The following is a 26,534-nucleotide window of genomic DNA, read 5'->3' on the forward strand; positions in this document are numbered from 1 at the left end:
AAAAGTTTTGTAGCGATGAGAATGCGTGGTGAATGGACAATAGTATTGTCTCGATTTTATTTTCATAAATGAAAGTAAAATGTCACTAATAAGTCATTCTCTCGCCGCGACAGGTTTAACTGTTTGGGAGACTTGAAATGACCGTAGGCAATGAATTGGAACTGGACGCGCTGGTGGCGCGGGTGAAAAAAGCGCAGGCCGCGTTTGCCGGCTTCAGCCAGGAGCAGGTGGACCACATCTTCCGCTCGGCGGCGCTGGCCGCCGCGGACGCGCGGATACCGCTGGCCAAGATGGCGGTGGCGGAAACCGGCATGGGCGTGCTGGAGGACAAGGTGATCAAGAACCACTTCGCCTCCGAATACATCTACAACAAGTACAAGGACGACAAGACCTGCGGCGTGCTGGCCGAGGACGACACCTTCGGCACCATCACCATCGCCGAGCCGATAGGCCTGATCTGCGGCATCGTGCCCACCACCAACCCCACTTCCACCGCCATCTTCAAGGCGCTGATCTCGCTGAAGACGCGCAACGGCATCATTTTCTCGCCGCACCCGCGCGCCAAGCGTTCCACTTGCGAGGCGGCGCGGCTGGTGCTGCAGGCGGCGGTGGCGGCCGGCGCGCCGCCGGACATCATAGGCTGGATAGACGAGCCTTCGGTGGCGTTGTCCAATCAGCTGATGCATCACCCTGACCTCAATCTGATCCTGGCCACCGGCGGGCCGGGCATGGTGCGGGCGGCTTATTCCTCCGGCAAGCCGGCCATCGGCGTCGGCGCCGGCAACACCCCGGCGGTGATAGACGAGACCGCCGACATCAAGCGCGCCGTCGCCTCCATCCTGATGTCCAAGACCTTCGACAACGGCGTGGTCTGCGCGTCGGAGCAGTCCGTCATCATCGTCGACGAAATCTACGAGGCGGTGCGCGAGCGTTTCGCCAAGCACGGCGGCTACATCCTGTCCAAGCGCGAAGCGGAAGCGGTGCGCAAGGTGATTCTGCAGGACGGCAGCCTCAACGCCGCCATCGTCGGCCAGAGCGCGGCCAAGATCGCCGCGATGGCCGGCATCGAAGCGCCGCCGGCCACCAAGGTGCTGATCGGCGAGGTCAGCGACCTGTCCGCCGCCGAAGCCTTCGCCCATGAAAAACTGTCGCCGACGCTGGCGATGTACCGCGCCAGCGACTTCATCGACGCCTGCGACAAGGCCGCCGCGCTGGTGGCGATGGGCGGCATCGGCCACACCTCGGCGCTGTACACCGATCAGGACTTGCAGGGCGAGCGCATCCGCTACTTCGGCGACAAGATGAAGACCGCGCGCATCCTGATCAACACGCCGTCCTCGCAAGGCGGCATCGGCGACCTCTACAACTTCAGCCTGGCGCCGTCGCTGACCCTGGGCTGCGGCTCCTGGGGCGGCAACTCTATCTCGGAGAACGTCGGCCCCAAACACCTGATCAACAAGAAGACCGTGGCCAAGAGGGCCGAGAACATGCTGTGGCATAAGCTGCCCAAATCGATTTACTTCCGCCGCGGCTGCCTGCCGGTGGCCTTGGAAGACCTGTCCGGCAAACGCCGCTGCCTGATCGTCACCGGCCAGTATCTGTTCGACAACGGCTTCGTCGACGAGCCTATCCGCCTGCTGAAGAAAATGGGCCTGGAGGTGGAGGTGTTCTTCGAGGTGCCGGCCGATCCGACGCTGGCGGTGGTGCGCAAGGGCGCGGACCTGGCCCACGCCTTCAAGCCGGACGTGATCATGGCCCTGGGCGGCGGTTCGCCTATGGACGCGGCCAAGATCATCTGGGTGATGTACGAACACCCGGAAGTGCATTTCGAAGACCTGGCGCTGCGCTTCATGGACATCCGCAAGCGGATCTACCAGTTCCCGAAACTGGGACGCAAGGCGGAGCTGGTGGCGGTGCCCACCACCTCCGGCACCGGTTCGGAAGTGACGCCGTTCGCCGTGGTCACCGACGAGAACACCGGGGTCAAATACCCGATCGCCGACTACGAGCTGACGCCGAACATGGCCATCGTCGACGCCAATCTGGTGATGAACATGCCCAAGTCGCTGACCGCCTTCGGCGGCATCGACGCGGTGACCCACGCGTTGGAGGCCTACGCCTCGGTGATGGCCAACGAGTATTCGGACCCGCAGGCCTTGCAAGCCCTGAAGCTGCTCAAGGATTACCTGCCGTCCGCCTACCGCAACGGCGCCGGCGATCCCAAGGCGCGCGAGCAGGTGCACAACGCCGCCACCATCGCCGGCATCGCCTTCGCCAACGCCTTCCTCGGCGTCTGCCATTCGATGGCGCACAAGATAGGCGCGGAGTTCGGCCTGGCCCACGGCCTGGCCAACGCCTTGTTGATCAGCAATGTGATCCGTTACAACGCCGCCGACGTGCCGACCAAGCAGACCGCCTTCAGTCAGTACGACCGGCCCAAGAGCGTGGCGCGCTACGCCGAAATCGCCCGCCACCTGGGCCTGGAGGCCAGCCGCGACCACGAGCGGGTGGAGAAGCTGATCGAATGGGTGGACGAGCTCAAGCGCACGCTGGACATTCCGGCGTCCATCCAGGCCGCCGGCGTGGCCGAGGCGGACTTCCTGGCCAAGGTGGACCTGCTGGCGGAGGCCGCTTTCGACGATCAGTGCACCGGCGCCAACCCGCGCTATCCGCTGATCAGCGAACTGAAGCAGCTGCTGTTGGACAGCTATTACGGCCGCGTCTACAAGGAGAGCTGGGAGCGCGAGCCGGGCGCCGAAGCCAAGCCCGAGGCGCGTCCGGCCAAGGGCAAGCTCAAGGCGGTGTGAGCCCCGCCGCCGTCCGTCAAACCGCCGCGCGTCAGCCCGGCGGTTTTTTCACGGCGCGGCGGCCGGCTCAGTATTTGAAATAGCCTATGGTCTGCGCCAGCTCCACCGCCTGCTCGCTCATGCCGCGCGCGGTGGCGGTCAGTTGCTCCGACGCCGCGGCGTTGGCCTGCATCGAGCGGCTGATTTCGCTGACGCCCTGATTGATCCGCTCCACTCGCAGCGCCTGCTGGTTGGAGGACTGGTTGATTTCCTGCACGAAGCTGGCGGTGCTCTGTATCGACGGCAGCATCTGGTTGAACAGTTCGCCGGCGTGTTCGGCGCGGCGCACGCTGCTTTGCGTCAGCTGGCTGATTTCCTTGGCCGCCAGCTGGCTGCGCGCCGCCAGCTTGCGCACTTCGCCGGCCACCACCGCGAAGCCGCGGCCGTGCTCGCCGGCGCGCGCGGCCTCGATCGCCGCGTTCAGCGCCAGCAGATTGGTCTGATAGGCGATGTCGTCGATGATCAGCACCTTGTTGGCGATGTCCCACATCGCGGCTATGGTTTCGTCCACCGCCTGGCCGCCGGCCGCCGCGTGCCTGCTGCTGTCGCTGGCCATCTGGTCCGTGGTGCGGGCGTCGTCCCGGTTCTTCCACACGAAGGCGGAAATCTGCTCCAGGCTGGCGCTGTTCTTGTCGATGTTGTTGGCCTGCTCGGACGCTTGCTGGCTCAGCGTGTCCACCGCCTGGCTGATCTGACGCGCGGCGTTGGCCAAGTCCGAGGAGAAGGCGTCGATGTGCGCCAGAATGCCGGCCAGTTTGGCCACCAGCCGGCGCGTGGATTCGGCCAGGTCGCCCAGCTCGTCCTGGCTGGCGTAGCGCGGCGGCGCGGTCAGATCGCCGTCGGCGATGGCGTGCAGCGCCTGGCTGACCTCGCGGATGGGTTGGTGCAGCAGGCGGCGCACCAGCAGGGACAGCACCAGGACAGTGACCAGATCCAGCAGCAGGATTTCCGCCGTCACCCGCCACAGCACCGCGCGCAGCTTCTCGCGGATTTCTTCCGTGGACACTTGCAGGCTCAGCTTGCCCACGGTGCGCGCGGCCGAGCCGTCGTGAAAGACCACGGCGCGCTCGCGGGTCATGTCCGCGTCCTGAGCCGGCGCGCCGCCGCGCAGCAGCGAGCCGTCGGCCTCGCGGCGGTAGCCGGCGAAGGGCGCGCCGTTGGCGTCGCGGACGAAAACGCCGCGCAGCGCGCGCTTGCCCATTTCCGCCTCCAGCACCCGCAAGCCCTGGGCGCTGTCGAAATTCCACATCGGGCCGGCCAGATTGGCCGCCAGCCGCGCGCCGATCGCGGCGATTTCGCTGTCCAGCGCCTGGCGCAGTTCCTGTTGGGTGCGCCAGTAGTCCAGCGCGCCGAAGGCCGCCAGCAGGGCGGACATGATGAGCATGAAGGCCAGGTTGAGCTTCAGGCTGATGCTGTGGTGCCGCATGGGTGCATGCTCCCGGCTCGAGAAACCGATTCAACGCTTTATTGATAGCACCTGTCGGCTTGGGCCGGGCCCTTGTGTGGCGGCGCTTAAGCCCGGCGGAAGCGGCCGGACGGCGTCTGTCCGGCGCGGGGGCGGCGCCGCCGGCATAAAGCGCCGCATTTATGCCTTTTGCGCGTATCTATATTCTTAAACATGACATGACAAGGGTCTTGAGGTAATCTCCTGCCCCATGTGTTATGGGCCATAACGACAATCCCAAGCCATAACACCGGCGGCGGCGCCGCGAGAACCTGTTCAAAGTCTGCTGTGCTTCGTGGGACGTCACACGGTGAGTACTGCTTGGAAAGGCCATGTGCGTTATGCGCACTCCGCTTTCTCCGCCGTTCTCGCCTTGTCTCGCGCTTGCTCGCGAGACTTTAAACAGGCTCTAAGGCGTCAAGGCCACATCCCTTACGCAATACAAAGACAGTTAAAGGAGCAACTATGCAACCTGCTCAGGACACCCTGCATCGGGGACTGGAAGAGCGGCATATCAACCTCATGGCCTTGGGCGCCACCATCGGCGTCGGCCTGTTTCTGGGATCGGCCACCGCCATCAAGATGGCCGGCCCCGCCATCATGCTGGCCTACGCGCTGGGCGGCTTCGCCATCTTCCTGATCATGCGCGCGCTGGGCGAAATGGCCATCCACAATCCGGTGGCCGGTTCCTTCAGCCGCTACGCGCTGGATTACCTCGGCCCCTTGGCCGGCTATCTGACCGGCTGGAACTACTGGTTCCTGTGGCTGGTCACCTGCATGGCGGAAATCACCGCCGTCGGCGTCTACATGGGCATCTGGTTCCCGGACGTGCCGGCCTGGTACTGGGCGCTGGCCGCGCTGGTGGCCATGGGCGGGGTCAACTTCATCGCGGTCAAGGCTTACGGCGAATTCGAGTTCTGGTTCGCGCTGATCAAGATCGTCACCATCGTGCTGATGATCATCGGCGGCCTGGGCATGATCGTGTTCGGCCTGGGCCACGGCGGCGTGGCCACCGGCATCTCCAATCTGTGGAGCCACGGCGGCTTCATGCCCAACGGCTTCAGCGGCGTGCTGATGTCGCTGCAAATGGTGATGTTCGCCTATCTGGGCGTGGAAATGCTGGGCCTGACCGCCGGCGAAGCCAAGAACCCGAAGAAAGCGCTGGCCCGCGCGGTGGATTCGGTGTTCTGGCGCATCCTGATCTTCTACATCGGCGCGCTGTTCGTGATCCTGGCCATTTACCCGTGGAACGAGCTGGGCACCCGCGGCAGCCCCTTCGTGCTGACTTTCGAGCAGCTGGGCATCCCGGCCGCCGCCGGCATCATCAACTTCGTGGTGCTCACCGCCGCGCTGTCCTCGTGCAACAGCGGCATCTTCAGCACCGGCCGCATGCTGTACAACCTGGCTCAGCAACAGCAGGCGCTGCCGGTGTTCGCCAAAGTGTCGCGCCATGGCGTGCCGGTGTTCGCCTTGCTGATGTCGGTGTTCGCGCTGCTGGTGGGCGTGCTGCTCAACTATCTGGCGCCCAAGGAAGTGTTCACCTGGCTGACGGCGATCTCCACCTTCGGCGCGATCTGGACCTGGGTGATCATTCTGCTGGCCCAACTGCGCTTCCGCCGCACCCTGAGCCGCGAGCAGCTGGCGGAGCTGGCCTACAAAATGCCGTTCTGGCCTTACGGTTCCTACATCGCCATGGGTTTCTTGATCCTGGTGGTGGGGCTGATGGCTTACTTCCCGGACACCCGCATCGCCTTGATCGTCGGCCCGGGCTGGCTGGCCTTCCTGGTGGTGGCCTACTATCTGCTGGGCTACAACAAGCGCAGCGCCGAGGAAGTGGCGCGGCTGGCGCAGAACGCCCGCTGAGTTGCTCGCCGGCAATGAAAAACCCGCTCGCAAGGAGCGGGTTTTTTTTGCGACTCAACGCGGCAGCCAGCTGCCGCGCAGCGAGTAATCGCCGGCCTGCGGCCGGGTGGGGCCGCTGAGCGGATGCGCCGGCGACGGCGCATGCTGCGCGCAGTCGCTTCGGCCGAAGCAGCGCGGCAACGGGTTGAAGCCAGGGCAGCCCGGCGGCGGGTTGGCGCCGACGCAATGCTGCATCCGCTCTCTTTGCGTCCGCTCCAGCAAACTGGGCGAGTTCAGCTCCGCTTTGACCGAAAAGTCCGGCCCGGCGTCCAGTTCCTTCAACTGCACCGCGCTTTTGAATTTGAGCGGCTTGTTCTTTTTGTCCGTCTGTTTCATCGACGGCTTGGCGCGCGCGTCCCACGGGTCTTTCAAGGCGAAGTCGTAAGAAGGCAGGGGCGCCGCCGCCAGGCTTGCGCTCAAGGCGGCCAGCGACAGCAATAGGGCGTGTCTACACTGCATGATGAATCTTTGTCCTGCGGTGGCAATGCCGCTGGCGCCCGGCTGCTGCCAGGCAGGGAAGGGCGCGCGGAATGCTTCTTGTTGGGAGAATTGGCTGACGCGGCCATGGCCGCGGTGGCTGAGCGCCGCTCATCGAAACTTCAATGGGAGCGGGCGGATGCTTTTTATAACATCAAAGTTTTTCAGCTGGCAATAAGATGCAATGACAGGCGCGGCGACGCGCGGCTTAATCAATAGGTCGCGGCTTCGGCCATTCACACTCACGGAGATTTTCTATGGCGCATTATCTGGTGGAATTGTACAGCCCGAAACCGGCTTGGCTGGCCTTGAGTTTTCTGCACCGCACCGATTTTCTGGACCAGGTCAAAACCAATATCGAGGCGCTGCCCGGCCTGGGCATTCAATTGCTGACCTTGAGCCAGATCGCGGCCGACGCCGACCAGGCGGCGCCCTATCGTTTCCTGGGCGTTTGGAGCCTGCCTAATCACGAGGCCTGTGAGGCGATGCTGGCCGGCATCCGCGCCAGCGGTTGGTACGATTATTTCGATCACGTCAACGCGGTGGGCGCGGCCGGCGGCGTGGACGTGCATCTGGCGGATCTGCTGCAAGTCAAATAAGCGCTTCAGCAACCGTTGCGGACGGCAGCTTGAGCTGTCGTCCGCAAGGAGACGTCAACGGCGGCCGGCCGGCGGACAGCCGGCCGTTCCGCTTACAGTTCCCGCAGCACGCGCCACTCCACGAACTCGGCGGGCTCGCCGGTTTCCTTGGTCTCGAAGACCGCTGGAATGTGGAAGGGCTTGCCGGTGGCGACATTGGTGCCGGCGATGGTGACGGTCATGCCTTCTTGCCGCGGGTTAGGCCGCTCGCCGCCAGCCACGGCCACCGACCATGTGCCGCCGGGCAGCAGGCCGGCGAAGGTGGCGATGCCCTTGCCGTTTTCAATCAGCGGAACAGACAGTGGTTCATTGGGCGGGATGTAAGCGCTGACCGACACGTCGTTCAGGTGGATCTGGTAAGCAATATCCTCATGGAGATCGGCGTCGTCGCGCACCTGCGGCCGCGAGCGCGGCTCAGGAATATTTGGCGGCGACGTAGCTGCGGCAGAAGCGGGCGGTCATGCCCGCGATCAGCGCGCTGGCGTCGTCGATATCGGTGAGCGCGCGCTTGGGCGGCGGGTTCTCCGACGCGCCGTGACGGGCGTAGATGCCCAGGATGCTGGTGTTGTTGCAGGCGGCGGTGAACAGGCTGAGCTGCTCCGGGTCGGCGAAGGCGTCGATGCCGGCGTCGATGTCCTTGGCGTAGTGTTTGACGCTGTCCAGTATCTTGTACAGCGTGCTCCAGGCCAGCACTTTTTCCAGCGTAGTGTTGGTGGAGATCAGCCCCAGCAGGAACAGCAGATCGCGCAGGCAGGGGTCGTGCTTGGCCAGGTAGAGCAGATAGGACGGGTAGCGTTGGCGAGGATTCTCGTAGCGGGTGTGGATCTGGTCGATCCTGGGGTTGCGGCTGAACGGTTCTTCTTCGATCCGGTGGGCGCTGATGGGATAGCTGCAGCCGTTTTCGTAAGCGCTGAAGCCCAGAAACTGGACCGGCATGCTGCTGACGCTGCCGGCGGCGGCGCGCAAGGCGCCGTTGAGCAGCAGCTGCAGGCTGTAGAGACGTTGGGAAACGTGCTCGGGGTCGTCCAGCTCGTCGATATGGCGCGAATAGGCGTAGAACTGCATGCCGATGTGGTCGTTTTCGTAGCCCAGGTCGATGTCGTTGCCGAAGAAATTATGGGCGAGGTCGGGATAGTAGCCGCCGGCGGCGACGGTGATTTCCCATTTGTGTACTGGCGACATGAGGTTTTCCTGGCGGCGCTAAGACGGATGGGCGGAACGCGCGCGGCGTTTGGCCGCGCCGGATGCTAGCACAGCTCAAGTTTGTTTGCGTAAATATGATGGCCATGCAAGCCTGACGTCATGTTTGGAGGGGGGGATGGGCGGATGACGCTTGATTGCTTGGGGCCGGCACCGGCCCTGCCGGCACAGTGCTGTGACGGCTTGACCTTGAGGCCTGCCTCCGAGTCGGAAATGGAGGCTGTGTACCTGATGGGCAGGGATGTCTGGGGCGATGGCTGTACCAAAACCGAGTATCTGCGGCAATGTCGGGAATCGCGCAAATACCGGCGCGGCCGCTGGCACGTGTTGGCGGATTCGGACGGAGCACTGATGTGTTCCGTGATTGCCTATTTGCTACCGCGGCTGGCGGGACGGGTGACGCTAGGCCTGGGATCAGTGGCTACGCCGCTCGCATTGCGGGGCCGGGGCTACGCCAGTCAGGCTTTGAAGTGTTTGATGTCCGGCTATCGGCAGTATTGTCGAGTGGAGGTGTTCTTGTTGTTCGCGGATATCGAATTACGGTTTTACCAACGTTTGGGCTTCATGCCGCTGCCGGAGGCGGTGCAGTCCTATGGCGACGCGGTGGGGATGGCGTATTGCGCGCCGGATCTGTGGGAGGAAATACTGAGAGCGGCGGCTGAGCAGCCCCCGGGATATTTTTAGGCGGAGCCTGCGCGACCGCGAACGGGCCTCCGGCCCGTTCGCTTTTTGCGGCGTCCGCAGGGTTGGGGCTCAGAACAAGCTGGGCTGCGCGCCTTGCGGGTGGTCGATCACGGCCTCGGTGCTGCCTTCGGCCAGCAGCAGGCTGACGCGTTCGCGGTCGCGGAGTTCAGCCGGGGATTTGACCGCGGTGCCGTCCTGTTTTTGCACGATGGCGTAGCCGCGGGCCAGCACCGCTTCCGGATTGAGCGCCAGCAGGGTGGCCGCCAGGGTGTCCAGCTTCTGCGTCTGCCGGTTGAGCAGGTCCTGGCGCGCGCGTTGCAGCCGGGTTTGCAGCCGGTCCAGCGTTTGCGCGGTTTGGGCCAGGTCCGGGCGGCGGCGTTGCAGTTTGCTGTCCGCCAGCTGCAGCGCCCAGCGGCGCTGTTCGAACAGGCCGCTCAGCCGGCGCTGCAGCCGCTCTTGCTGGCGCTGCAGCGCCTCGCGCTGGCGTTGCAGCTTTTCGCCGGGATGGGCCAGCCGGCGCGCCAGATAGTCCAGTTGCTGCGACTTGTCGGTGAGCAGGCGGCCGAGCGCGCGCTCCAGACCGCGCTTGGCGGTTTCCAGCTGAGCGTTCAGGTGCTCGCGGCTGGGGGACACCAGTTCCGCGGCGGCGGTGGGCGTGGGCGCGCGCTTGTCGGCGACGAAGTCGCAGATGGTGAAGTCGGTTTCGTGGCCGACGCCGCTGACGGTGGGGATGGGGCTGGCCGCCACCGCGCGGGCGACGATTTCCTCGTTGAACGACCACAGGTCTTCGATGCTGCCGCCGCCGCGGCAGACGATGAGCACGTCCACCTCGCGCCGTTCGCCGGCGCGGCGGACGGCGTCGGCCACTTGCTGGGCGGAGCCTTCGCCCTGCACCTGGGCCGGGTAGAGAATCACCGGGATGCCGGGCATGCGCCGGCGCAGGGTGCTGACCACGTCGCGCAGCGCGGCGGCGGCGGGAGAGGTGACGATGCCGATGGCGGCTGGGTGCGCAGGCAAGGGGCGCTTGTTCGCGGGATTGAACAGGCCCTCGGCTTGCAGCTTGGCCTTGAGCTTTTCAAAGGCCTCGTACAGGCGGCCCAGGCCGGCGGAGCGCATCTGATCGACGTTGATCTGGAAGTCGCCGCGGGCCTCGTACAGGGTGACGGTGCCCTTGAGCTCCACCTGCATGCCTTCGGCCGGGCGGAAGGGCAGTTGCGACACCTTGCCGCGGAACATCACGCAACGGACCTGGGCGCCGCCGTCCTTCAAGGAGAAATAGGCGTGCCCGGACGCGGCCAGGGTGAGGTTGGAGATCTCTCCGCCTATCCACATCGGCGGCAGTCCGCTTTCCAGCAGATCGCGCGCCATGCGGTTGAGGGAGGAGACGCTGATGACGTCGTTCTGGGGTGCGGTAAAAAACATGGTTGTCAAGTGATCCACAGCGGTGGGTGGAAAATATTTTCAGCTAAAACGAGTTGCAACTTGGCTTGCGTAGCGTTTGATATCTCTAAAAAAACTAATAAAATCAATAACTTGATTGTTTTCTTATCCAGGGCGGACTCAGGCTCAAAATGGCTTGGCGCTTGGCTTGAGAGCATATTTGCACAGTTTTATCAACAAAGTTATCCACAGGGTTTTAGGTTTCAATCCTGTGACGCTAATTTTTCCTGTAAAAACAAGGGGCAAGGCTTTTTGCCTCAGAGTCGCTGTCCTCGTTTGTCTTGATATTGCTCAAGTAAGCGCTTTCTTCTTTCATTCGGGGCGGATGCCGACGGCTTGGTTTTGCCGGCCGGTTATGCCTTTGGATTGTCGGCGCCGAAGGAAAGATTCATGATCCGTCGCGAGATCGTGAACCTCTTCTTCGGAGCGGCTAACAACAATCAGTTTCACGGCTGAGGCAAGGCGGCGCAACGCAAGGTCGGACGTTTTGTTGGCCGCTCTTAGAACGTGTTTACGATCTCGCGAGCAAAAGCGAGACAAGGCGAAAACGGCTGAGAAAGCGGAATGTACGAGTGGTACATGAGCATTTCGAAGCGGTACTCACCGTGTAACGCTCCACGCAGCGCAGCAGATCGTAAACAGGTTCTTAGGCGCTCAACTCCTTCAGCAGCTCCTTGACCCTCACCACGCGCAGCGCAACGTCCTGGATGTCGGCCTCCACGCGCAGCTTGTCCTGACCCGCCAGCCGGTAATTGCGCTTGGTTTGCAGCAACTGGATGATCTTCATCGGGTCTATCGGCGGATTCTTGGCGAAGTGGACCTGGATGGCCACTTCGCTGGCGTCCAGTTTTTGCACGCCCAAGGGCTTGGCCAGCAGGCGCAGGCGGTGGCTGTCTATCAGGGTCTTGACGGTTTGCGGCGGCAGGCCGAAGCGGTCGATCAGCTCTTCGTGGATGTCGTCGATTTCCTGTTCGCTCTCGCAGGTGGCCAGCCGCTTGTACAGCACCAGCCGTTCGTGCACGTCCGGGCAGTAGCCGTCCGGCAGCAGCGCGGGGCTGTGCATATTGATTTCGGTGGTGACGCCCAGCGGCGCGTCCAGGTCCGGGGTGCGGCCTTTTTTGAGGTCGCGCACCGCCTGCTTGAGCATTTCGGTGAACAGGGAGAAACCCACTTCCTGCATTTCGCCGGACTGGCCTTCGCCCAGCACTTCGCCGGCGCCGCGGATTTCCAGGTCGTGCATCGCCAGATAGAAGCCGGCGCCCAGCTCCTCGGACATCTGGATGGCTTCCAGCCGTTTCATCGCGTCCTTGGTGATGCCTTCCGGGGTCAGCAGATAGGCGTAGGCCTGGTGGTGGCTGCGGCCGACGCGGCCGCGCAGCTGGTGCAGCTGGGCCAGGCCGAACTTGTCGGCGCGGTTGATCAGGATGGTGTTGGCGTTGGGGATGTCGATGCCGGTTTCAATGATGGTGGAGCACAGCAGCACATTGAAGCGCTGCTGCAGGAAGTCGCGCATCACTTGTTCCAGCTCACGTTCGCGCAGCTGGCCGTGGGCCACGCCGATGCGGGCTTCCGGCACCAGTTCCGCCAGTTTTTCCCGCATATTCTCTATGGTGTCCACCTCGTTGTGCAGGAAGAACACCTGGCCGCCGCGCTTGAGCTCGCGCAGCACCGCTTCGCGGATCACGCCGTTGGCCATCGGGCTGACGAAGGTTTTCACCGCCAGCCGGCGGCTGGGGGCGGTGGCGATGACGGAGAAGTCGCGCAGGCCTTCCAGCGCCATCGACAGGGTGCGCGGAATCGGGGTCGCGGTCAGCGTCAGCACGTCGACGTTGGCGCGCAGCCGCTTGAGCTGCTCTTTCTGGCGCACGCCGAAACGGTGTTCTTCGTCGATGATGACCAGGCCCAGGTTCTTGAACTGGATGTCCGGCTGCACCAGCTTGTGGGTGCCGATGACGATGTCGACGCCGCCGTCGGCCAGGCCGGCCAGCGCGGCCTTGCTTTCCTTGGCGCTGCGGAAGCGCGACAGCTCGGCGATTTTCACCGGCCAGTCGGCGAAGCGGTCGGAGAAATTCTGGAAGTGTTGCTCCGCCAGCAGGGTGGTGGGCACCAGCACCGCCACCTGCTTGCCGCCGAGGACGGCGACGAAGGCTGCGCGCAGCGCCACCTCGGTCTTGCCGAAGCCGACGTCGCCGCAGACCAGCCGGTCCATGGGCTTGCCGGAGCACATGTCCTGCACCACGGCTTCGATGGCGCTGGCCTGGTCCGGGGTTTCCTCGAAGCCGAAGCCGGCGGCGAAGGCCTCGTAATCATTGTGGGACAGGCTGAAGCTGTGGCCTTCGCGCGCGGCGCGCTGGGCGTAGAGATTGAGCAGTTCCGCGGCGGTGTCGCGGGCTTTTTCCGCGGCGCGCTTCTTGGCTTTTTCCCAGGCCGGGTTGCCCAGCTTGTGCAGATGGATCTGGTCCGCCGCGCCGCCGGCGTAGCGGGAGATCAGGTGCAGCTGGCTGACCGGCACGTAGAGGGTGGCGCTGTCGGCGTACTCCAGCTGCATCAGCTCGGTTTCGCCTTCGCCCAGGTCCATCGACACCAGGCCGACGTAGCGGCCGATGCCGTGCTGCTCGTGCACCACCGGGTCGCCGGCCTTGACTTCGGCCAGGTCGCGCAGCATGGAATCGGAGCCGGCGCGAACGCTCTTGCGGCGGGTGTGGCTGCGCGCCACGTGCTGGTACAGCTCGGACTCGGTGACCACGGCGATGCCGGCGCCGGGCAGGGCGAAGCCGGTGTAGAGCGGCGCCACGCTCAGCGCCAGCGGCATGTCGCCGGCGATGAACTCGGCCCAGCCGTCCACCGGGCGCGGCTTGATGCCGTGCTCTTGCAGGAACTGGTGGACGGTTTCGCGGCGGCCCAGGCTTTCCACCGTGATCAGGATGCGTTGCCGGCCGCCGCGGATGAAGGCGTCCAGCTTGTGCAGCGGCTGCTCGGCGCGGCGTTCCACCGCCAGTTCCGGCAAGGGGGCGCAGCCTTCCGCCAGTTCGCCGTCGCCGGCCAGTTCGATGCGGGCGTAGGGTTTGAGCCGCGCCATCAGTTCGTCCGGGCGCAGGAAGATGTCGGCCGGCGGCAGCACCGGGCGCTCGGTGTCGCCGCGCGCCATGTCGTAGCGGCTCTCCACGTCTTGCCAGAAGACGTTGGCGGCCTGTTGCACATCGTGGTGCAGCACGACCAGCGCGTCGTCGCCCAGGTAGTCGAACAGGGTGGCGGTGTCGTCGAAGAACAGCGGCAGGAAGTATTCGATGCCGGCCGGCCACAGGCCCTGGGACACGTCTTTATAGATGCGGCTCTTGCTGGGGTCGCCTTCGATGCGTTCGCGGTAGCGCTGGCGGAAGGCGGTGACCCCGCTTTCATCGGCCGGGTATTCGCGCGCCGGCAGCAGGCGGATTTCCGGCACCGGGTACAGAGTGCGCTGATTGTCCGGGTCGAAGGTGCGCAGGCTGTCGATTTCGTCGTCAAACAGGTCGATGCGGTAGGGCAGCGCCGAGCCCATCGGGAACAGGTCGACCAGACCGCCGCGGATGGAGAACTCGCCCGGCGCCATCACCTGGGTGACGTGGTGGTAGCCGGCGGTGACCATATTGGCGCGCAGCTGTTCCACGTCCAGCCGCTGCTTGACCTGCAGGAAAAAGGTGCGTCCCAGCAGATAGCTGATCGGGGCCAGCCGCGTCATCGCGGTGCCGACCGGGGCGATGATCACATCGCATTCGCGCTGATGGATCTGCCACAAGGTGGCCAGCCGTTCGCTGACCAGTTCGCCGTGCGGGGAGAAGTGGTCATAAGGCAGGGTTTCCCAGTCCGGCAGCAGCGCCACGCGCAGCGAGGGCGCGAAGAACGGGGCTTCGGCTTGCAGGCGCTGCGCCGATTGCGCGTCGGCGGCGAGGATGAGCAGCGGACGCCGCTCCGCGGCGAGGCGGGCGACGATGTTGGCGTCCAGCCCGGCGGGCAGGCGTCCGTGACGAGTTTTCTGACTGGCGGGAGGGATCCGCGGGAGATTATCCAACATGCTGCTTCACTAGTTTTGACGGTTTCGGGCTTGGCGGTTTCGGGATTATAGCAGCCGACCGGCGCGCGCCGTTGGCCCGGCTTGCGCCGGGCGGGCGCGGCTTGTGTTCGGCGGGGTGAATATTTTCATCGCCATTGTCTGGCTGCATCCGGCAATTGCATATATTGTATGTCAGCCGGGTGTTTTTGTTTTTCGTTTGGCATATATGCGCTTGATTTGTTAATGCAAAATTAATTGCGGCGCGCGGCGGGATGCCGTGCGGATGGGGGCGGGGTGGCGTGACAGTCGGATCGGCTTGCCGGGACGCGGCGGTGTTTCTGGGGTTTTTGGCGTGCACGGCTTTTTGGCCGCGCGAGCCGGTATTGGGATTTTCGCTGGCGGCCTTCCTGGCGCACGGCGTATGGAGCTACCGCTTTTTGCGCCGCGGCTGGCGGCAGTCCTGGTGGTGGCCGCTGGCCGCCGCCGCGCTGGCGGCGCAATGGTCGTCGCCGCAATGGGCGGCTCTGCTGCTGATCAGCCTGTACGCGCTGGCGCCCGGTTTGTACGCCGCCGGCCTGGGCGGCGGGGCGGCTGTGCGCCAGCCGGCGGATTTGTTGCGGCTGCTGCTGAGGCTGGCCTGCTACCCGTCGGTGTTGCTGGCCGGCCTGGCCGCCGGCGCCGGATGGCGCTGGTTCGGCATGGAGGGGCTATGGTCGTGGGCTGCGCAGGCCTGGGGCGTGTCCGGCCTGGCGCTGTCCTTGTGCGTGCCGCCGGCCTTGTACGCGTCCGGCGCGCCGCCGACGCGGCGCCAGGCGTTGGAAACCGGGCTGATCCTGGCGCTGGCCAGCGTGGTGTGGTTCAGCCTGTTGGGCAGCAGCGTCTCCTATTCGCTGCCCTGCCAGCTGCTGTTCTTCCCGCTGATGCTGTGGGCGGCCTTCCGCGTGGGCTTCCGCGGCGCGGCGCTGGCGGGGGCCTGGGTGCTGGCCCTGCTGTCGCTGTACGTGCTGGCGCCGGAGTTGACCATGCACGCCAGCGTGCTCAACGGCGCCAGCGAGGTGGCGCTGACCCTGGCCTTGAGCTGCGCGACTCTGCTGGTGTCGGTGTTGGCCGACGGCCATCGCCAGAACGAGAGCGCGCTGCGCGAATTCCGCGCCAGGGTGGAGTCCCTGGTCAACAACAGCCCCAATATGATGTCGCTGAAAGGCCTGGACGGCCGCTTCCTGCTGGCCAACGCCGCCTATGCGCGGCGGGTGGGGCGCGCGCCGCAGGGCATGCAGGGGCTAACGGTGGAGGAGCTGTTCGACGCGCAGGACGCCGTCCAGATCCGCGCGCAGGACGCGGTGGTGCTGTCCTGCCTGGAGCCGCGCCAGTTTGAAGAGAGCTTCCTGTTCAACGGCGTGCTCAGCCATTTGCTGGTCACCAAGTTTCCCTTGTTCGACGCCCACGGCCGCCCGGCCGGGGTGGGCAGCGTGGACACCGACATCACCCAGACCCGTCAGGAGCAGAAGGCCAAGCGCGAGGCTGAGGAGCGCTACCGCGCCTTGGTGGAGCAATCGCTGGTGGGCATCTACATCCTGCAGGACGAGAGGCTGATCTACGCCAACCCCAAGCTGGCCGCCATCGTCGGCTATCAGCCCAAGGAGATGGAGGGCATGGGCCTGGAGCAACTGCTGGTGCCGGGCGAGGCGGCGCGCATCCGCCAGCAGATCGTCAAGCGCTTCCGCGAGAACATCGCGGTGCTGCAGTACGGCACCCGCGCGGTGCGCAAGGACGGCGTGGTGGTGGACGTGGAGATTCACAGCCGGCTGTTCGATTACGAGGGCAAGAAGGCCATCATCGGCGTGGTGATGGATATTTCCGAGCGCCTGGCGGCGGACGCCAATCTGCGGCTGGCGGCCAAGGTGTTCGAAAACTCGGCGGAAGGCATCCTGTTGATGGACGCCGAGGCGCGCATCATCGCGGTCAACCACGCTTTCAGCCGGATCACCGGCTACGCCGAGGCCGAGGCGCTGGGCAAGGTGTCGCGAATCTTCGGCGATCAGAAACAGCTGGGGCGGCAGGCGATGCTGGAGGCGCTGACGGACGGCGGCCACTGGCAGGGCGAGATGCTGGACCGGCGCAAGAGCGGCGAGTGGTACCCGGCCGAACTGGCGATCTCGGCGGTGCGCGACGCCGGCGGCGCGCTCAGCAACTACGTGGCGGTGTTTTCCGACATCACCTTGCGCAAGCAGTCGGAAGAGCGGCTGCAGTTCCTGGCCAATCACGATCCGCTGACGCAACTGCCCAATCGCAGCAGCCTGACCTCGCGGCTGGACGAGGCCATCATCAGCCTGGATTGCGTCAGCGGCTCGCTGGCGGTGATGTTCATCGATCTGGACCGCTTCAAGCTGATCAACGACTCCTTCGGCCACCAGGCCGGCGACGAATTGCTGCGCGAGACGGCGCTGCGCCTGCAACGGGCGGTGGGCGCGCGCGGCCTGCTGGCGCGGCTGGGCGGCGACGAGTTCACCCTGGTGATGACAGGCTTCAAGGACGCCGCCGAACTGGTGGCCGCCGCCGAGGACACGCTGGCGGCGCTGGGCCAGCCGCTGCGGCTGGAAAACCACGAGGTCTACGTCACCGGCAGCATAGGCATCAGCGTCTATCCCAACGACGGCACCGACGCCCAGACCCTGCTCAAGAACGCGGACGTGGCGATGTACCGCGCCAAGGAGGCGGGCAAGAACACCTATCAGTTCTTCGCTGCGGAAATGAACACCCAGACCTTCGAGCGCCTGCTGCTGGAGAACGGTCTGCGGCTGGCGCTGGAGCGCGGCGAACTGGAGCTGCACTACCAGCCGCAGGTGGACGCGGTCAGCCGCCGGGTGCTGGGCGCGGAAGCGCTGATCCGCTGGCGCCATCCGCAACTGGGCCTGGTGCCGCCGGGCCGCTTCATCCCGCTGGCGGAGGAAACCGGCCTGATCAAACCCATCGGCGACTGGGTGCTGCAAGAGGCCTGCCGCCAGTTGGCGGCCTGGGACCGTCAGGGCCTGACGGTGCCGCGGCTGGCGGTGAATTTGTCCGCGCGCCAGTTCGAGCAGCAGCTGCTGCCGTTCAAGGTGGCGGAAGCGCTGCGGGCGGCGGGCCTGTCCGCCGCGCGGCTGGAGCTGGAAATCACCGAAAGCATGATCATGCTCAACCCCGTCGAGGCGGTGCGCCAGCTGGGCGAATTGAAGGCGCTGGGCGTGGGCCTGTCCATCGACGACTTCGGCACCGGCTACTCCTCGCTGTCCAATTTGAAGCGTTTCCCGCTGGACACCTTGAAGATCGATCAATCCTTCGTCGAAGGCTTGCCGGACGACGGCGACAACGCCGCCATCGCCGAGGCCATTCTGGCGATGGCGCGCAAACTGCAGTTCCAGGTGGTGGCGGAAGGGGTGGAGAGCGAGCGGCAGGCGCAATTCCTCACCAGCAAGGGCTGCGCCTTGCTGCAGGGCTATCACTTCGGCCGCCCGGTGCCGGCGGCGGAACTGCCGGCCTTGCTGGCCGGCATCGTCGCCGTGGGCGAGCAGCGGCAACTGGCGCTGATGTCCGGCGTGGAGGCGCTGGGCAGCTGAAAGCAAGCCGGTTTTGCCCTGAACCGCCGCGCGCTCTAAAATGGCGGGATTGTCATTAGAGAATCGCCATGAGCAACAAACGCCTGATCCACGGCTTTCACGCCATCAATGCCCGCCTGTGGCAGAACCCCAAGAGCCTGCTGGAAGTCTGGCTGGCCGGCGGCCGCCACGACGCCCGCGCCAAGGCGGTGATAGACAAGGCCGCCGAGGAAGGCATCAAGCTGCACATCGTCGACAAGGAGCGCCTGGACAGCATGACCGGCAACGCCCGCCACCAGGGCGTGGCGGCCACCATAGACGCCAGCCGCAATTTCGTGCACCTGGACGACGTGCTGGACAATCTGAGCGAGCCGCCGCTGCTGCTGATCCTGGACGGCGTCACCGATCCGCACAATCTGGGCGCCTGCCTGCGGGTGGCGGACGCGATGGGCGCGCACGCGGTGATCGCGCCCAAGGACCGCTCGGCCGGCCTCAACGCCACCGTGTCCAAAGTGGCCTGCGGCGCCGCCGAGGTGATTCCCTACATCGCGGTCACCAATCTGGCGCGCACCCTGCGCGATCTCAAGGACGCCGGCATCTGGATCGCCGGCACCACGATGGAGGCGGACACCGACCTCTATCACTGCGACGCCGCCGGCCCGCTGGCCTGGGTGATGGGCTCGGAAGGCGAAGGCATGCGCAGGCTGACCCGCGAGCACTGCGACGTGCTGGTGTCCATCCCCATGTTCGGCACCGTGGAAAGCCTGAACGTGTCGGTGTCCGCCGGCATGGTGTTGTCGGAAAGCCGTCGCCAGCGCACGCTGGCTCAGCCCAAGGCCGATTGAACGCCGGCAGGCAGATCCGCCCAGCCCCCGTCCTCGGGGGCTTTTTCTTGGGCGCGCGGTTTGACTGTGATCAGATGCGGGCCTAAAAAAGTAGACAGAACACGGAACCGATCTGGCGCCGCCGTAGTCTTGTTGATACCTTACCTGGGTATCCTATTTAGAGGGGAGTGCGAGTGATGGACAGACGTGGATTCATCGGCGCCGGCGCGGCGCTGGCCTTGGTTCCGCTATTGCGGCAGGCCTGGGCGGCGCAGCCGTCCGCCGTCGATCATGCGGCGATGGGGCATGGCGCAATGGGCGCGGAGGCGGCGCCGGCCGCGGCCGGCCTGGGCTTGCCGTTTGGCCGGCCCTTGCCGTCGCTGGCGGCCTTGCCGAACCAGAGCGCGCGGCCGGGCGTGTTCCAGGCCGGGCTGAGCGCGGGCGCGCAGCCCGTGCCGCTGCTGCCGGGCAAGCCGGCGACGGTGTTCTGGGCCTATAACGGCCAGGTGCCGGGGCCGACGATAGAAGTGTTCGAGGGCGACGAGCTGCGCCTGCATTTCGAAAACCGGCTGCCCCAGCCCACCACCATTCACTGGCACGGCCTGCCGATTCCGGCGGACCAGGACGGCAATCCGCAAGACCCGGTGCCGCCGGGTCAAAGCCGCGAGTACCGTTTCACCTTGCCGCAAGGCTGCGCCGGCAGCTATTGGTATCACCCGCATCCGCACGGCCATACCGCCGAGCAAGTGTATCGGGGCCTGGCCGGCGTGTTCGTGGTCAAGAGCCGCAGCGATCCGCTGGCCCACTTGCCCGAGCAAAGACTGGTGTTGTCGGACCTGAAGCTGGACGCCGACGGCAAGATCGCCGCCAACAGCGAGGCCGACCGCATGGACGGCCGCGAAGGCCAGTTCCTGTTGGTCAACGGCGCCTGGCGGCCGCATTTGACCCTGGGCGTGGGCGAGCGCCAGCGCTGGCGGGTCTGGAACGCCACCAGCGCGCGCGTGCTCAAGCTGGCGCTGCCCGGCCACGAGTTGGAACTGGTCGGCAGCGACGGCGGCCTGCTGCAGCGGCCGCGCCGCATCGACAGCCTGGAGCTGCCGCCCGGCGCCCGCGCCGAGTTGGTGGTGACCGGCCGCTTCGCGCCCGGCCACGGGGCCGGCCTGCTGGCCCTGCCGTACCGGCGCGGCAAGATGATGTCGGCCGAGCAGGAAGAAACCTTGACCCTGCTGGAGCTGCGCCGAGGGGCCGCGGCCGTCGCCACGGCGCCGCTGCCGGCGCGGCTGCGCAAGATCGAGCCCCTGGGCGCGCCGGCGGTGCGGCGCAGAGTGGTGCTGTCCGAAGACATGGCCAATCCCGCCGCGATGTTCCTGATCAACGGCAAGACCTTCGACATGGCGCGGGCGGACTTCCTCGGCAAGGTGGGCGTGGTGGAGGAGTGGGAGATCGTCAACGAAGCGGACATGGATCATCCCTTCCATATTCACGGCACCCAGTTCCAGACGCTGGCGCGCCGCAACGACGGCGTCTGGCGCGAAGAGCCGTTCCTGGCCTGGCGCGACGTGGCCAATGTCTCCGCCGGCGAGACGCTGCGGCTGCGTTTCCGCCAGGACATGCCGGGCCTGCGCATGTTCCATTGCCACATCCTGGAGCACGAGGACGCCGGGATGATGGGCATGCTGCGGGTGGAGGCCTAGGCGGCCGCGCGCAACTGCGTCACAATGGCCGCAGCCCGGCCCGCAGGCGGCGGCCGGGCCCGCTTTGAACCCGCCTGGAATTGGGATGGACATGACGCAAGAAAAACCGCAGGACGGCTGTTGCGACGCAGCGGCCCCGCTTTCCGACAAAACCGTGGTGCAGCCGGGCAAGAGCGCTCTGATCAAGAGGCTGGCGCGCATCGAGGGCCAGGTGCGCGGCATCAGCGGCATGGTGGAGGCGGACCGCTACTGCGTGGACATCCTGACCCAGGTGGCGGCGGTCAAGTCGGCGCTGGACGCAGTATCGATGCAGTTACTGGAAAATCACATGAAAGGCTGCGTGGCGCGCGCGCTGCATCAGGGCGACGCCACCGGCATGGTCACCGAACTGATAGACGTGGTCAAAAAAGTGCGCTGAGCCGCGTCGTCGCAAAGGAAGGCATATGAAAACCCCGCTCGCCGTTCTGTTGTCCCTCGCGTCCGCGCTGGCCGCGGCGGGGCCGATTCCGTTCGAGGTCTACATCAAGCTGCACAAGGGCATGTCCGAGGCCGAACTGGTGTCCCAGGCCGGCGCGCCCGATTACAGCAGCAACGGCCCCACGGTCAAAACCAAGGACGCCAACGCGGTGGTGGAGACCAGCACCCGCTCGCTGTCCTGGCTCGCCAACGACGCGGTGCCCTACACCACCACGGTGACCTTGAGCAATGGAGTGGTGGTGGATATTTCCCGCGACAAAAAGCTCTGAAAACCTGTTCAAAAGCCGCCGCGCGGCGTGGGGCGCACGCGGCGAACAGGCCGTCGAAATGGCGCGCCCGCCGCGCGCGCAGGCCGCTTTCCCCATCGTTTTCGCCACAGCGTCGTTGCCGCCCCGCGCGGAAGGCCCTGATTTATTTGCCTGCCGCTGGCTAAGCGCGTAGAATGCTGCGGTTTCAACACCTTGCCTTTTGCAACCGCATGGCAAAAGGCTTCAATAGCCACAAGGAGTTAACATGCGTCATTACGAAATCGTGTTCATCGTCCACCCGGACCAGAGCGAACAGGTTCCGGCCATGATCGAGCGCTACAAGGGCATGGTTCTGGCCGCTGAGGGCAAAATCCACCGTCTGGAAGACTGGGGCCGCCGTCAACTGGCTTACCCGATCCAGAAGCTGCACAAGGCTCACTACGTTCTGATGAACGTAGAGTGCCAGTCCGAGACCCTGGCTGAAATCGAACACGCCTTCAAGTTCAACGACGCTGTTCTGCGTCACCTGACCATCAAGCTGGAGCGCGCGGTTACCGAAGCGTCCCCGATGATGAAGGACGAAAAGGCCAAGAACCTGCTGGACGCCCAGCAGCCGGCAGCCGAGGCTGAAGCTTCCGCCTAATCGGCCGGAGCAAGGTCTTGCAGAACCGTCTGGCGCTGACCGCCACGGTCGACCGCGAGGATGCGCTGAGATACACGCCCGCCGGCTTGCCGGTGCTGGAAATGTGGCTCAAGCATCAGTCCAGACAGACAGCTCATGGTTTCGATCGGGATGTGGCCTGCGAAATACAGGCCGTGCTGATAGGCGAAGACGCCCGGAAATTTTCCGGGAAACTGGCGGGAAACACGGTGAACCTCACCGGCTTTCTGTCCCAGCGCAGCCTCAGGAATCCGCGGTTAGTGCTCAATATCGAATATGTTGAATTTGTAAAAGGTTAGTCAAAATGGCTCGTCAACTCTTCAAGCGCAAGAAGTTCTGCCGCTTCACGGCAGAAGGCATCAAGGAAATCGACTACAAATCCGTTGATCTCCTGAAAGACTTCATCGCCGAAAACGGCAAAATCATTCCGGCTCGCATCACCGGCACCAAGGCTCGCTACCAGCGTCAGCTGACCACCGCTATCAAGCGTGCTCGCTTCCTGGCTTTCCTGCCGTACACCGACCAGCACTAAGCCGGGAAAGGAACTTAAAAGATGCAAATCATTCTGCTCGAAAAAGTTGCCAACCTGGGTCAACTGGGTGATGTGGTTAAAGTCAAGGATGGTTACGGCCGTAACTTCCTGATCCCGCAAGGCAAAGCCAAGCGCGCTACCGAAGCCAACCTGAAAGAGTTCGACGCTCGCCGCGCCGAACTGGAAGCCAAGCAAGCCGAGATCCTGGCCGACGCCAAAGTGCGCGCCGAGAAACTGGTTGAGGCCGTTGTCACCATCGCTCAGAAAGCCGGCGTTGACGGCCGTCTGTTCGGTTCCGTGACCAACGTCGACGTTGCTGAAGCCGTGACCGCCTTCGGCGTGCCGGTTAAGCGTTTCGAAGTTCGCCTGCCGAACGGCCCGTTCAAGGCCATCGGCGAGTACGACATCGAGATCGCCCTGCATCACGACGTTGTCGCCCCGATCAAGATCGTGGTTGTTGCCGAAGCCTAATTTCCGCTTTCGGGAATCGCTTTACGAAAAAGCCCGCTCATTCGAGCGGGCTTTTTGTTTGGGCGCGGCGCGCGCTTCATTCGTCCTGGTTCAGCACCAGACGCGCGCGCAGGCCGGGGGCGTCGGCTTCGGCGATGGACAGCAGGCGGTCGATATTGGGATGCTTGCCCGGATTGGCGCGGGCGTCCTGCGTGTGTTCGGCGTAAAGCGCCAGGCCCTCGCGCGCGGCCTTGCGGTCTATGTGGCCGTGGCTTTTGATCAGCGCGTGGTAAACGCGCACCGAACCGGCGGTGCCGGGCTGGTTGTCCAGCCGGCCGACCGGTTCGCCGCCGGCGTCCAGCAGCACGATGGCGCGGATGCCGTCGACGGCGGGCAGGGTATTGAGGATGTCCTTGAAAACGCTTGCTTGCATGATGGAGTTTCCTATTGTCGTTATCGTGGCGGGCCGCCGGGCGGCCCGTTGAGGGGCGGGCGTTGCGAATGGGCCGAGGCGTCGGCGTCGGACCGGCTGCAAGGCCGCTGTAGTGTAGCCGGATATTAGGCGCGGGGGCGGCTGAGAAAGTTCAGCCGGTCGCCGCGCATTGCACATTTTTGGTGCGCAGAATCGAACGAAATGCCTTGATTTGGTGCAATGAATGCCGCCAAGCCCCCATTACACCATGCTTTGGGCGGGCTTGTGTTGCGAATGTGTTAACGAATCAAAGGCTTGGCCGGTAACTGTTAACTTGGCACGGCAATTGCTAAATATAAATCGATCTGGTGACGCCTGGGCATGGCCCGGCGTCTCGCGCCAGTCTCCAAAGGGGATAAGAGAGCGGCACAGCCGCCTTGGATCGGGGTCGATCGGCGAAGCCGGCGACCCCGTTTCATTTTCGCCGCGTCACGGCTGCTCGCCCACCAGATAGCGCTGGCTCATCCGCTTGAAGTGTTCGCCGCCGGCTTGGCGCAGGCATTCGAACAACACCATTTCCTTGCTGACGATGACGGCGCCGGCGTCGCGCATCCGCTGCAGGCCCAGTTCGATGTCGGACGCTTTGCGGCTGGACACCGCGTCCGCCACCACGAAGACCTGTTTATCCATATCCAGCAGCTCCAGCACGGTTTGCAGCACGCAAACGTGGGTTTCCATGCCGCAGACGATGATTTGCGGCCGAGCCAGGACCGCCTCCGGCAGACAGTTCGCGGCCACGCAGGAGAAGTGGGTTTTCTCCACCACGTGCGGCTCCGGCGCCTGGGCCAGCAGTTCCGGCAGCGTGTGGCCCAGGCCGCGCGGGTATTGCTCCGAAAACACCACCGGCACGCCGTGATCGCCGGCCACGCCTATCAGCCAGCGGCAGCGGGCCGCCATGCCGGCCGCGTCCGCGACCGCCGGCGCGAGTTTTTCCTGAACGTCCACCACCAGCAGGCTGGCCAATTCCTTGTGCATCAGCATGACGCGCTCCTTGAGGCGTTTGAGGGTTTGTCGCAGGGTATCAGGATACCCGTTTTGACGAGCGCTTGCGCCGAGTTGAAATCCCTACGTCATTTTCGCTTGCCGGCTTCGCCGGATTCCGCTCATGATGGTTCATGGCTTGAGCCGCGACAATCGATAGGAGGAACATCGTGCAGGAACTGCATATCCGGAAGGTGGAGCCCGAAGACGCGCCCGCGCTGGCGGCGATGATGGTGTTGGAGGAGGTGGTGGCCAATACTTTGCAACTGCCTTACCAATCGGTGGACGACTGGCGGCGGAAGCTGGCGCAAACGCAGCCGCACGTGCATTCCCTGGTGGCCTGCAACGCCGAGGGTCGGGTCATAGGCAACGCCGGCCTGATCGGCAATGAGCGTCCGCGCATCCGGCACGCGGCCGACTTGTTCATCGTCGTGCATCCGGACTGGCATGGCCGCGGCGTGGGCTCGGCCTTGCTGCGGGCGCTGCTGGAGCTGGCTGACAACTGGCTGGGGCTGCTGCGGGTGGAACTGGCGGTGGTGCACGACAACGAGCCGGCGATCGCCTTGTACCGCAAATTCGGTTTTGAGCTGGAAGGGCGGCGGCGGATGGAGCAGCTGCGCGCCGGCCGTTATGAAGACACGCTGATCATGGCGCGCTTGCGCCGGCCGGAATGACAAAGCGCCCGCGTGGGCGGGCGCTGCGCGGGGTCTCGGCGTTTACTTGCCGGCGGCGTCCTGCGCTTGCGGCGCTTGCTGCTGTTGCGTTTGCAGTTGGGCGTCCATGCGCGCGCGCATTTCCCACATATTGGACAATCCTTCGCCGGCCATCGCGGCGCCGGACAGCAGGATCAAGGACAGGGTGGTCAGTACGGTTTTCTTCAGCATGATGTTTCCTTTCATGGCAAATCGACCGGTCGACCGGCTCGGCGCAGGGCGTCGACGGAGGTCGGCTGCGGGCCCGGCGAGGCTTGCCGTCGCGTTGGCGGCTTGCATCGCCATTGAATTCTAGTGAAGGCCGGGGTTTTATCCGGCGCTGGCGGCGATCAATTTGCAAACGAGTGTGAATCGCATTTCACGGGTGCCGGGCCTCCCGCCGCGAAGCGCGGGCGGGAGGGGGCGGCTTGCCATCTTAGCTGGCGGATTGGCTGGTCTGGGCGTCGGCGGCCGTTGCTGCGGGCTGCGCGGCGGCGGCCTGCTTGGCGGCGATCTGGGCTTCCATGCGTTCGCGCATTTCGCGGGCGTTGCTGGCGCCTTCGCCGCCGGCCATGGCGGCGCCGGACAGGATGATCAGGGACAGCGCGGTGATGACGGTTTTCTTCATGATGGTTTCCTTTCATTGCGATCTCGCCGGGGCCGGGCTTGCTGCGCTCGGCTGCAGGGCTTGAGTCGATATTCTATGGCGGCCTTTGCCGCAGTGCGGTAAACGATTGTGAGCGTGTGCTAATGAACTTTGATCGCGTTTACAAAGCCGGATCAGCGGCCCGCCTGGCTGGTCTGGGACGGCGCCGGCGCTTGCTTGGCGTCGATCTGGGCTTGCATGCGCTCGCGCATTTCACGGGCGTTGCTGGCGCCTTCGCCGCCGGCCGCGGCCGCGCCGGACAGCATGATCAGGGACAGGGCGGCGATAACGGTGTGTTTCAACATGGGGAATTCCTTGTAAAGTGTGGAGCGCGCTTATTTGGCTTGCGGCGCTTGAACCGGGGCTTGGGCCTGTTTGGCGTCGATCTGGGCTTGCATGCGCTCGCGCATTTCGCGGGCGTTGCTGGCGCCTTCGCCGCCGGCCGTGGCGGCGCCGGACAACATGATCAGAGACAGGGCGGCGATAACGGTTTGCTTCAACATGGTCAAAATCCTTGTGTGATTGAGTGGCTTGGCGGCGGCGAGGATGTTCAAAATGCTAGAATCCATCCAGCGCCGCGCTAAGGAGTCGGGCGGCCAGCTCTGGCGGGCTGCGCGACTT

The 26,534-nt window shown here is 64.8% G+C and carries 26 protein-coding genes; 14 read left to right on the plus strand and 12 right to left on the minus strand.

All coding sequences use genetic code 11. The features are described from left to right. Nucleotides 1-137 precede the first annotated feature (137 nt). Nucleotides 138-2,807 (plus strand): bifunctional acetaldehyde-CoA/alcohol dehydrogenase, encoded by a 2,670-nt coding sequence (gene adhE, locus JW897_RS12655; protein WP_205466357.1) that lies wholly within the window; start codon nt 138-140, stop codon nt 2,805-2,807. Nucleotides 2,808-2,874: 67 nt separating this feature from the next. Here adhE and JW897_RS12660 read toward each other — a convergent pair whose 3' ends face one another. After that, nucleotides 2,875-4,272 carry a methyl-accepting chemotaxis protein gene (locus JW897_RS12660; protein WP_205466358.1) on the minus strand — a complete coding sequence of 466 codons (1,398 nt, stop codon included), beginning with the start codon at nt 4,270-4,272 and terminating at the stop codon, nt 2,875-2,877. A 483-nt stretch (nt 4,273-4,755) separates the two neighbouring features. Between JW897_RS12660 and JW897_RS12665 the strand changes: the two genes are divergently transcribed. Further along, a complete protein-coding gene (locus JW897_RS12665; RefSeq protein ID WP_048415616.1) occupies nt 4,756-6,153 on the plus strand; it encodes an amino acid permease in 1,398 nt (465 codons plus the stop codon). 54 nt (nt 6,154-6,207) lie between these two features. Here the strand turns inward: JW897_RS12665 and JW897_RS12670 are convergent, their stop codons facing one another. Then, nucleotides 6,208-6,651 carry a hypothetical protein gene (locus JW897_RS12670; RefSeq protein ID WP_205466359.1) on the minus strand — a complete coding sequence of 148 codons (444 nt, stop codon included), beginning with the start codon at nt 6,649-6,651 and terminating at the stop codon, nt 6,208-6,210. A gap of 275 nt (nt 6,652-6,926) precedes the next feature. Here JW897_RS12670 and JW897_RS12675 point away from each other — a divergent pair, with 275 nt between their 5' ends. Further along, the gene (locus JW897_RS12675) at nt 6,927-7,268 is read left to right on the plus strand and encodes a DUF6616 family protein (RefSeq protein WP_205466360.1); all 342 of its coding nucleotides are present in this window, start codon (nt 6,927-6,929) and stop codon (nt 7,266-7,268) included. 92 nt (nt 7,269-7,360) lie between these two features. On the opposite strand, the gene JW897_RS12680 is transcribed toward JW897_RS12675, so the two are convergent. Together JW897_RS12680 and JW897_RS12685 are read right to left on the minus strand one after the other, a co-directional pair. Beyond that, nucleotides 7,361-7,702: a hypothetical protein gene (locus JW897_RS12680; RefSeq protein ID WP_205466361.1), complete on the minus strand. Its 342-nt coding sequence runs from the start codon at nt 7,700-7,702 to the stop codon at nt 7,361-7,363. Nucleotides 7,703-7,721: 19 nt separating this feature from the next. Beyond that, nucleotides 7,722-8,489: a hypothetical protein gene (locus JW897_RS12685; protein WP_205466362.1), complete on the minus strand. Its 768-nt coding sequence runs from the start codon at nt 8,487-8,489 to the stop codon at nt 7,722-7,724. A 144-nt stretch (nt 8,490-8,633) separates the two neighbouring features. On the opposite strand from JW897_RS12685, the gene JW897_RS12690 reads away from it, so the two are divergent. Then, a complete protein-coding gene (locus JW897_RS12690) occupies nt 8,634-9,191 on the plus strand; it encodes a GNAT family N-acetyltransferase (RefSeq protein ID WP_259043296.1) in 558 nt (185 codons plus the stop codon). Nucleotides 9,192-9,260: 69 nt separating this feature from the next. Here JW897_RS12690 and xseA read toward each other — a convergent pair whose 3' ends face one another. Both xseA and mfd read right to left on the minus strand, forming a co-directional pair. Next, nucleotides 9,261-10,613, minus strand: a complete 1,353-nt coding sequence (gene xseA / locus JW897_RS12695) for an exodeoxyribonuclease VII large subunit (RefSeq protein ID WP_205466364.1) — start codon at nt 10,611-10,613, stop codon at nt 9,261-9,263. A 664-nt stretch (nt 10,614-11,277) separates the two neighbouring features. After that, nucleotides 11,278-14,682: a transcription-repair coupling factor gene (mfd, locus tag JW897_RS12700; protein ID WP_205466365.1), complete on the minus strand. Its 3,405-nt coding sequence runs from the start codon at nt 14,680-14,682 to the stop codon at nt 11,278-11,280. Between the two features lie 362 nt (nt 14,683-15,044). On the opposite strand from mfd, the gene JW897_RS12705 reads away from it, so the two are divergent. The 9 genes from JW897_RS12705 to rplI all read left to right on the plus strand — a co-directional run bounded on the left by JW897_RS12705 (nt 15,045) and on the right by rplI (nt 23,143). Continuing rightward, entirely contained in the window at nt 15,045-18,257 is a 3,213-nt protein-coding gene (locus tag JW897_RS12705; protein WP_240352187.1) for a sensor domain-containing protein, read from the plus strand. Nucleotides 18,258-18,325: 68 nt separating this feature from the next. After that, the gene (gene rlmB / locus JW897_RS12710) at nt 18,326-19,081 is read left to right on the plus strand and encodes a 23S rRNA (guanosine(2251)-2'-O)-methyltransferase RlmB (RefSeq protein WP_048415982.1); all 756 of its coding nucleotides are present in this window, start codon (nt 18,326-18,328) and stop codon (nt 19,079-19,081) included. 176 nt (nt 19,082-19,257) lie between these two features. Beyond that, entirely contained in the window at nt 19,258-20,754 is a 1,497-nt protein-coding gene (locus tag JW897_RS12715; protein WP_205466366.1) for a multicopper oxidase family protein, read from the plus strand. An 85-nt stretch (nt 20,755-20,839) separates the two neighbouring features. Continuing rightward, entirely contained in the window at nt 20,840-21,172 is a 333-nt protein-coding gene (locus tag JW897_RS12720; RefSeq protein ID WP_476727390.1) for a metal-sensitive transcriptional regulator, read from the plus strand. Nucleotides 21,173-21,197: 25 nt separating this feature from the next. Then, nucleotides 21,198-21,500, plus strand: a complete 303-nt coding sequence (locus JW897_RS12725) for a hypothetical protein (protein WP_048415984.1) — start codon at nt 21,198-21,200, stop codon at nt 21,498-21,500. A 244-nt stretch (nt 21,501-21,744) separates the two neighbouring features. Then, nucleotides 21,745-22,122 (plus strand): 30S ribosomal protein S6, encoded by a 378-nt coding sequence (gene rpsF, locus JW897_RS12730; RefSeq protein WP_048410930.1) that lies wholly within the window; start codon nt 21,745-21,747, stop codon nt 22,120-22,122. Between the two features lie 17 nt (nt 22,123-22,139). Next, on the plus strand, nt 22,140-22,439 hold the full coding sequence (priB, locus tag JW897_RS12735; protein ID WP_048415985.1) for a primosomal replication protein N: 300 nt from the start codon (nt 22,140-22,142) through the stop codon (nt 22,437-22,439). A gap of 5 nt (nt 22,440-22,444) precedes the next feature. Further along, nucleotides 22,445-22,672 (plus strand): 30S ribosomal protein S18, encoded by a 228-nt coding sequence (rpsR, locus tag JW897_RS12740; RefSeq protein WP_011137185.1) that lies wholly within the window; start codon nt 22,445-22,447, stop codon nt 22,670-22,672. A gap of 21 nt (nt 22,673-22,693) precedes the next feature. Next, the gene (gene rplI / locus JW897_RS12745; RefSeq protein ID WP_048415986.1) at nt 22,694-23,143 is read left to right on the plus strand and encodes a 50S ribosomal protein L9; all 450 of its coding nucleotides are present in this window, start codon (nt 22,694-22,696) and stop codon (nt 23,141-23,143) included. A gap of 76 nt (nt 23,144-23,219) precedes the next feature. Here the strand turns inward: rplI and JW897_RS12750 are convergent, their stop codons facing one another. Both JW897_RS12750 and JW897_RS12755 read right to left on the minus strand, forming a co-directional pair. Beyond that, nucleotides 23,220-23,555: a DUF2322 family protein gene (locus JW897_RS12750; protein ID WP_240352188.1), complete on the minus strand. Its 336-nt coding sequence runs from the start codon at nt 23,553-23,555 to the stop codon at nt 23,220-23,222. A gap of 468 nt (nt 23,556-24,023) precedes the next feature. After that, nucleotides 24,024-24,575, minus strand: a complete 552-nt coding sequence (locus tag JW897_RS12755; protein ID WP_205466367.1) for a hydrolase — start codon at nt 24,573-24,575, stop codon at nt 24,024-24,026. A 170-nt stretch (nt 24,576-24,745) separates the two neighbouring features. On the opposite strand from JW897_RS12755, the gene JW897_RS12760 reads away from it, so the two are divergent. Further along, a complete protein-coding gene (locus JW897_RS12760; RefSeq protein ID WP_259043306.1) occupies nt 24,746-25,249 on the plus strand; it encodes a GNAT family N-acetyltransferase in 504 nt (167 codons plus the stop codon). Nucleotides 25,250-25,291: 42 nt separating this feature from the next. Here the strand turns inward: JW897_RS12760 and JW897_RS12765 are convergent, their stop codons facing one another. The 4 genes from JW897_RS12765 to JW897_RS12780 all read right to left on the minus strand — a co-directional run bounded on the left by JW897_RS12765 (nt 25,292) and on the right by JW897_RS12780 (nt 26,416). Continuing rightward, nucleotides 25,292-25,459, minus strand: a complete 168-nt coding sequence (locus JW897_RS12765) for a hypothetical protein (protein WP_197083133.1) — start codon at nt 25,457-25,459, stop codon at nt 25,292-25,294. Between the two features lie 244 nt (nt 25,460-25,703). Continuing rightward, on the minus strand, nt 25,704-25,895 hold the full coding sequence (locus tag JW897_RS12770) for a hypothetical protein (RefSeq protein ID WP_048415990.1): 192 nt from the start codon (nt 25,893-25,895) through the stop codon (nt 25,704-25,706). Nucleotides 25,896-26,047: 152 nt separating this feature from the next. Beyond that, on the minus strand, nt 26,048-26,218 hold the full coding sequence (locus JW897_RS12775) for a hypothetical protein (protein ID WP_197083134.1): 171 nt from the start codon (nt 26,216-26,218) through the stop codon (nt 26,048-26,050). Nucleotides 26,219-26,248: 30 nt separating this feature from the next. Further along, nucleotides 26,249-26,416, minus strand: coding sequence for a hypothetical protein (locus tag JW897_RS12780; RefSeq protein ID WP_205466368.1), 168 nt, complete (start codon nt 26,414-26,416; stop codon nt 26,249-26,251). Between the last annotated feature and the right edge of the window lie 118 nt (nt 26,417-26,534).

Origin of the sequence: Chromobacterium alkanivorans, assembly GCF_016937655.1 — a bacterium.
In the GTDB taxonomy this organism is placed as follows: Bacteria; Pseudomonadota; Gammaproteobacteria; order Burkholderiales; family Chromobacteriaceae; genus Chromobacterium; species Chromobacterium alkanivorans.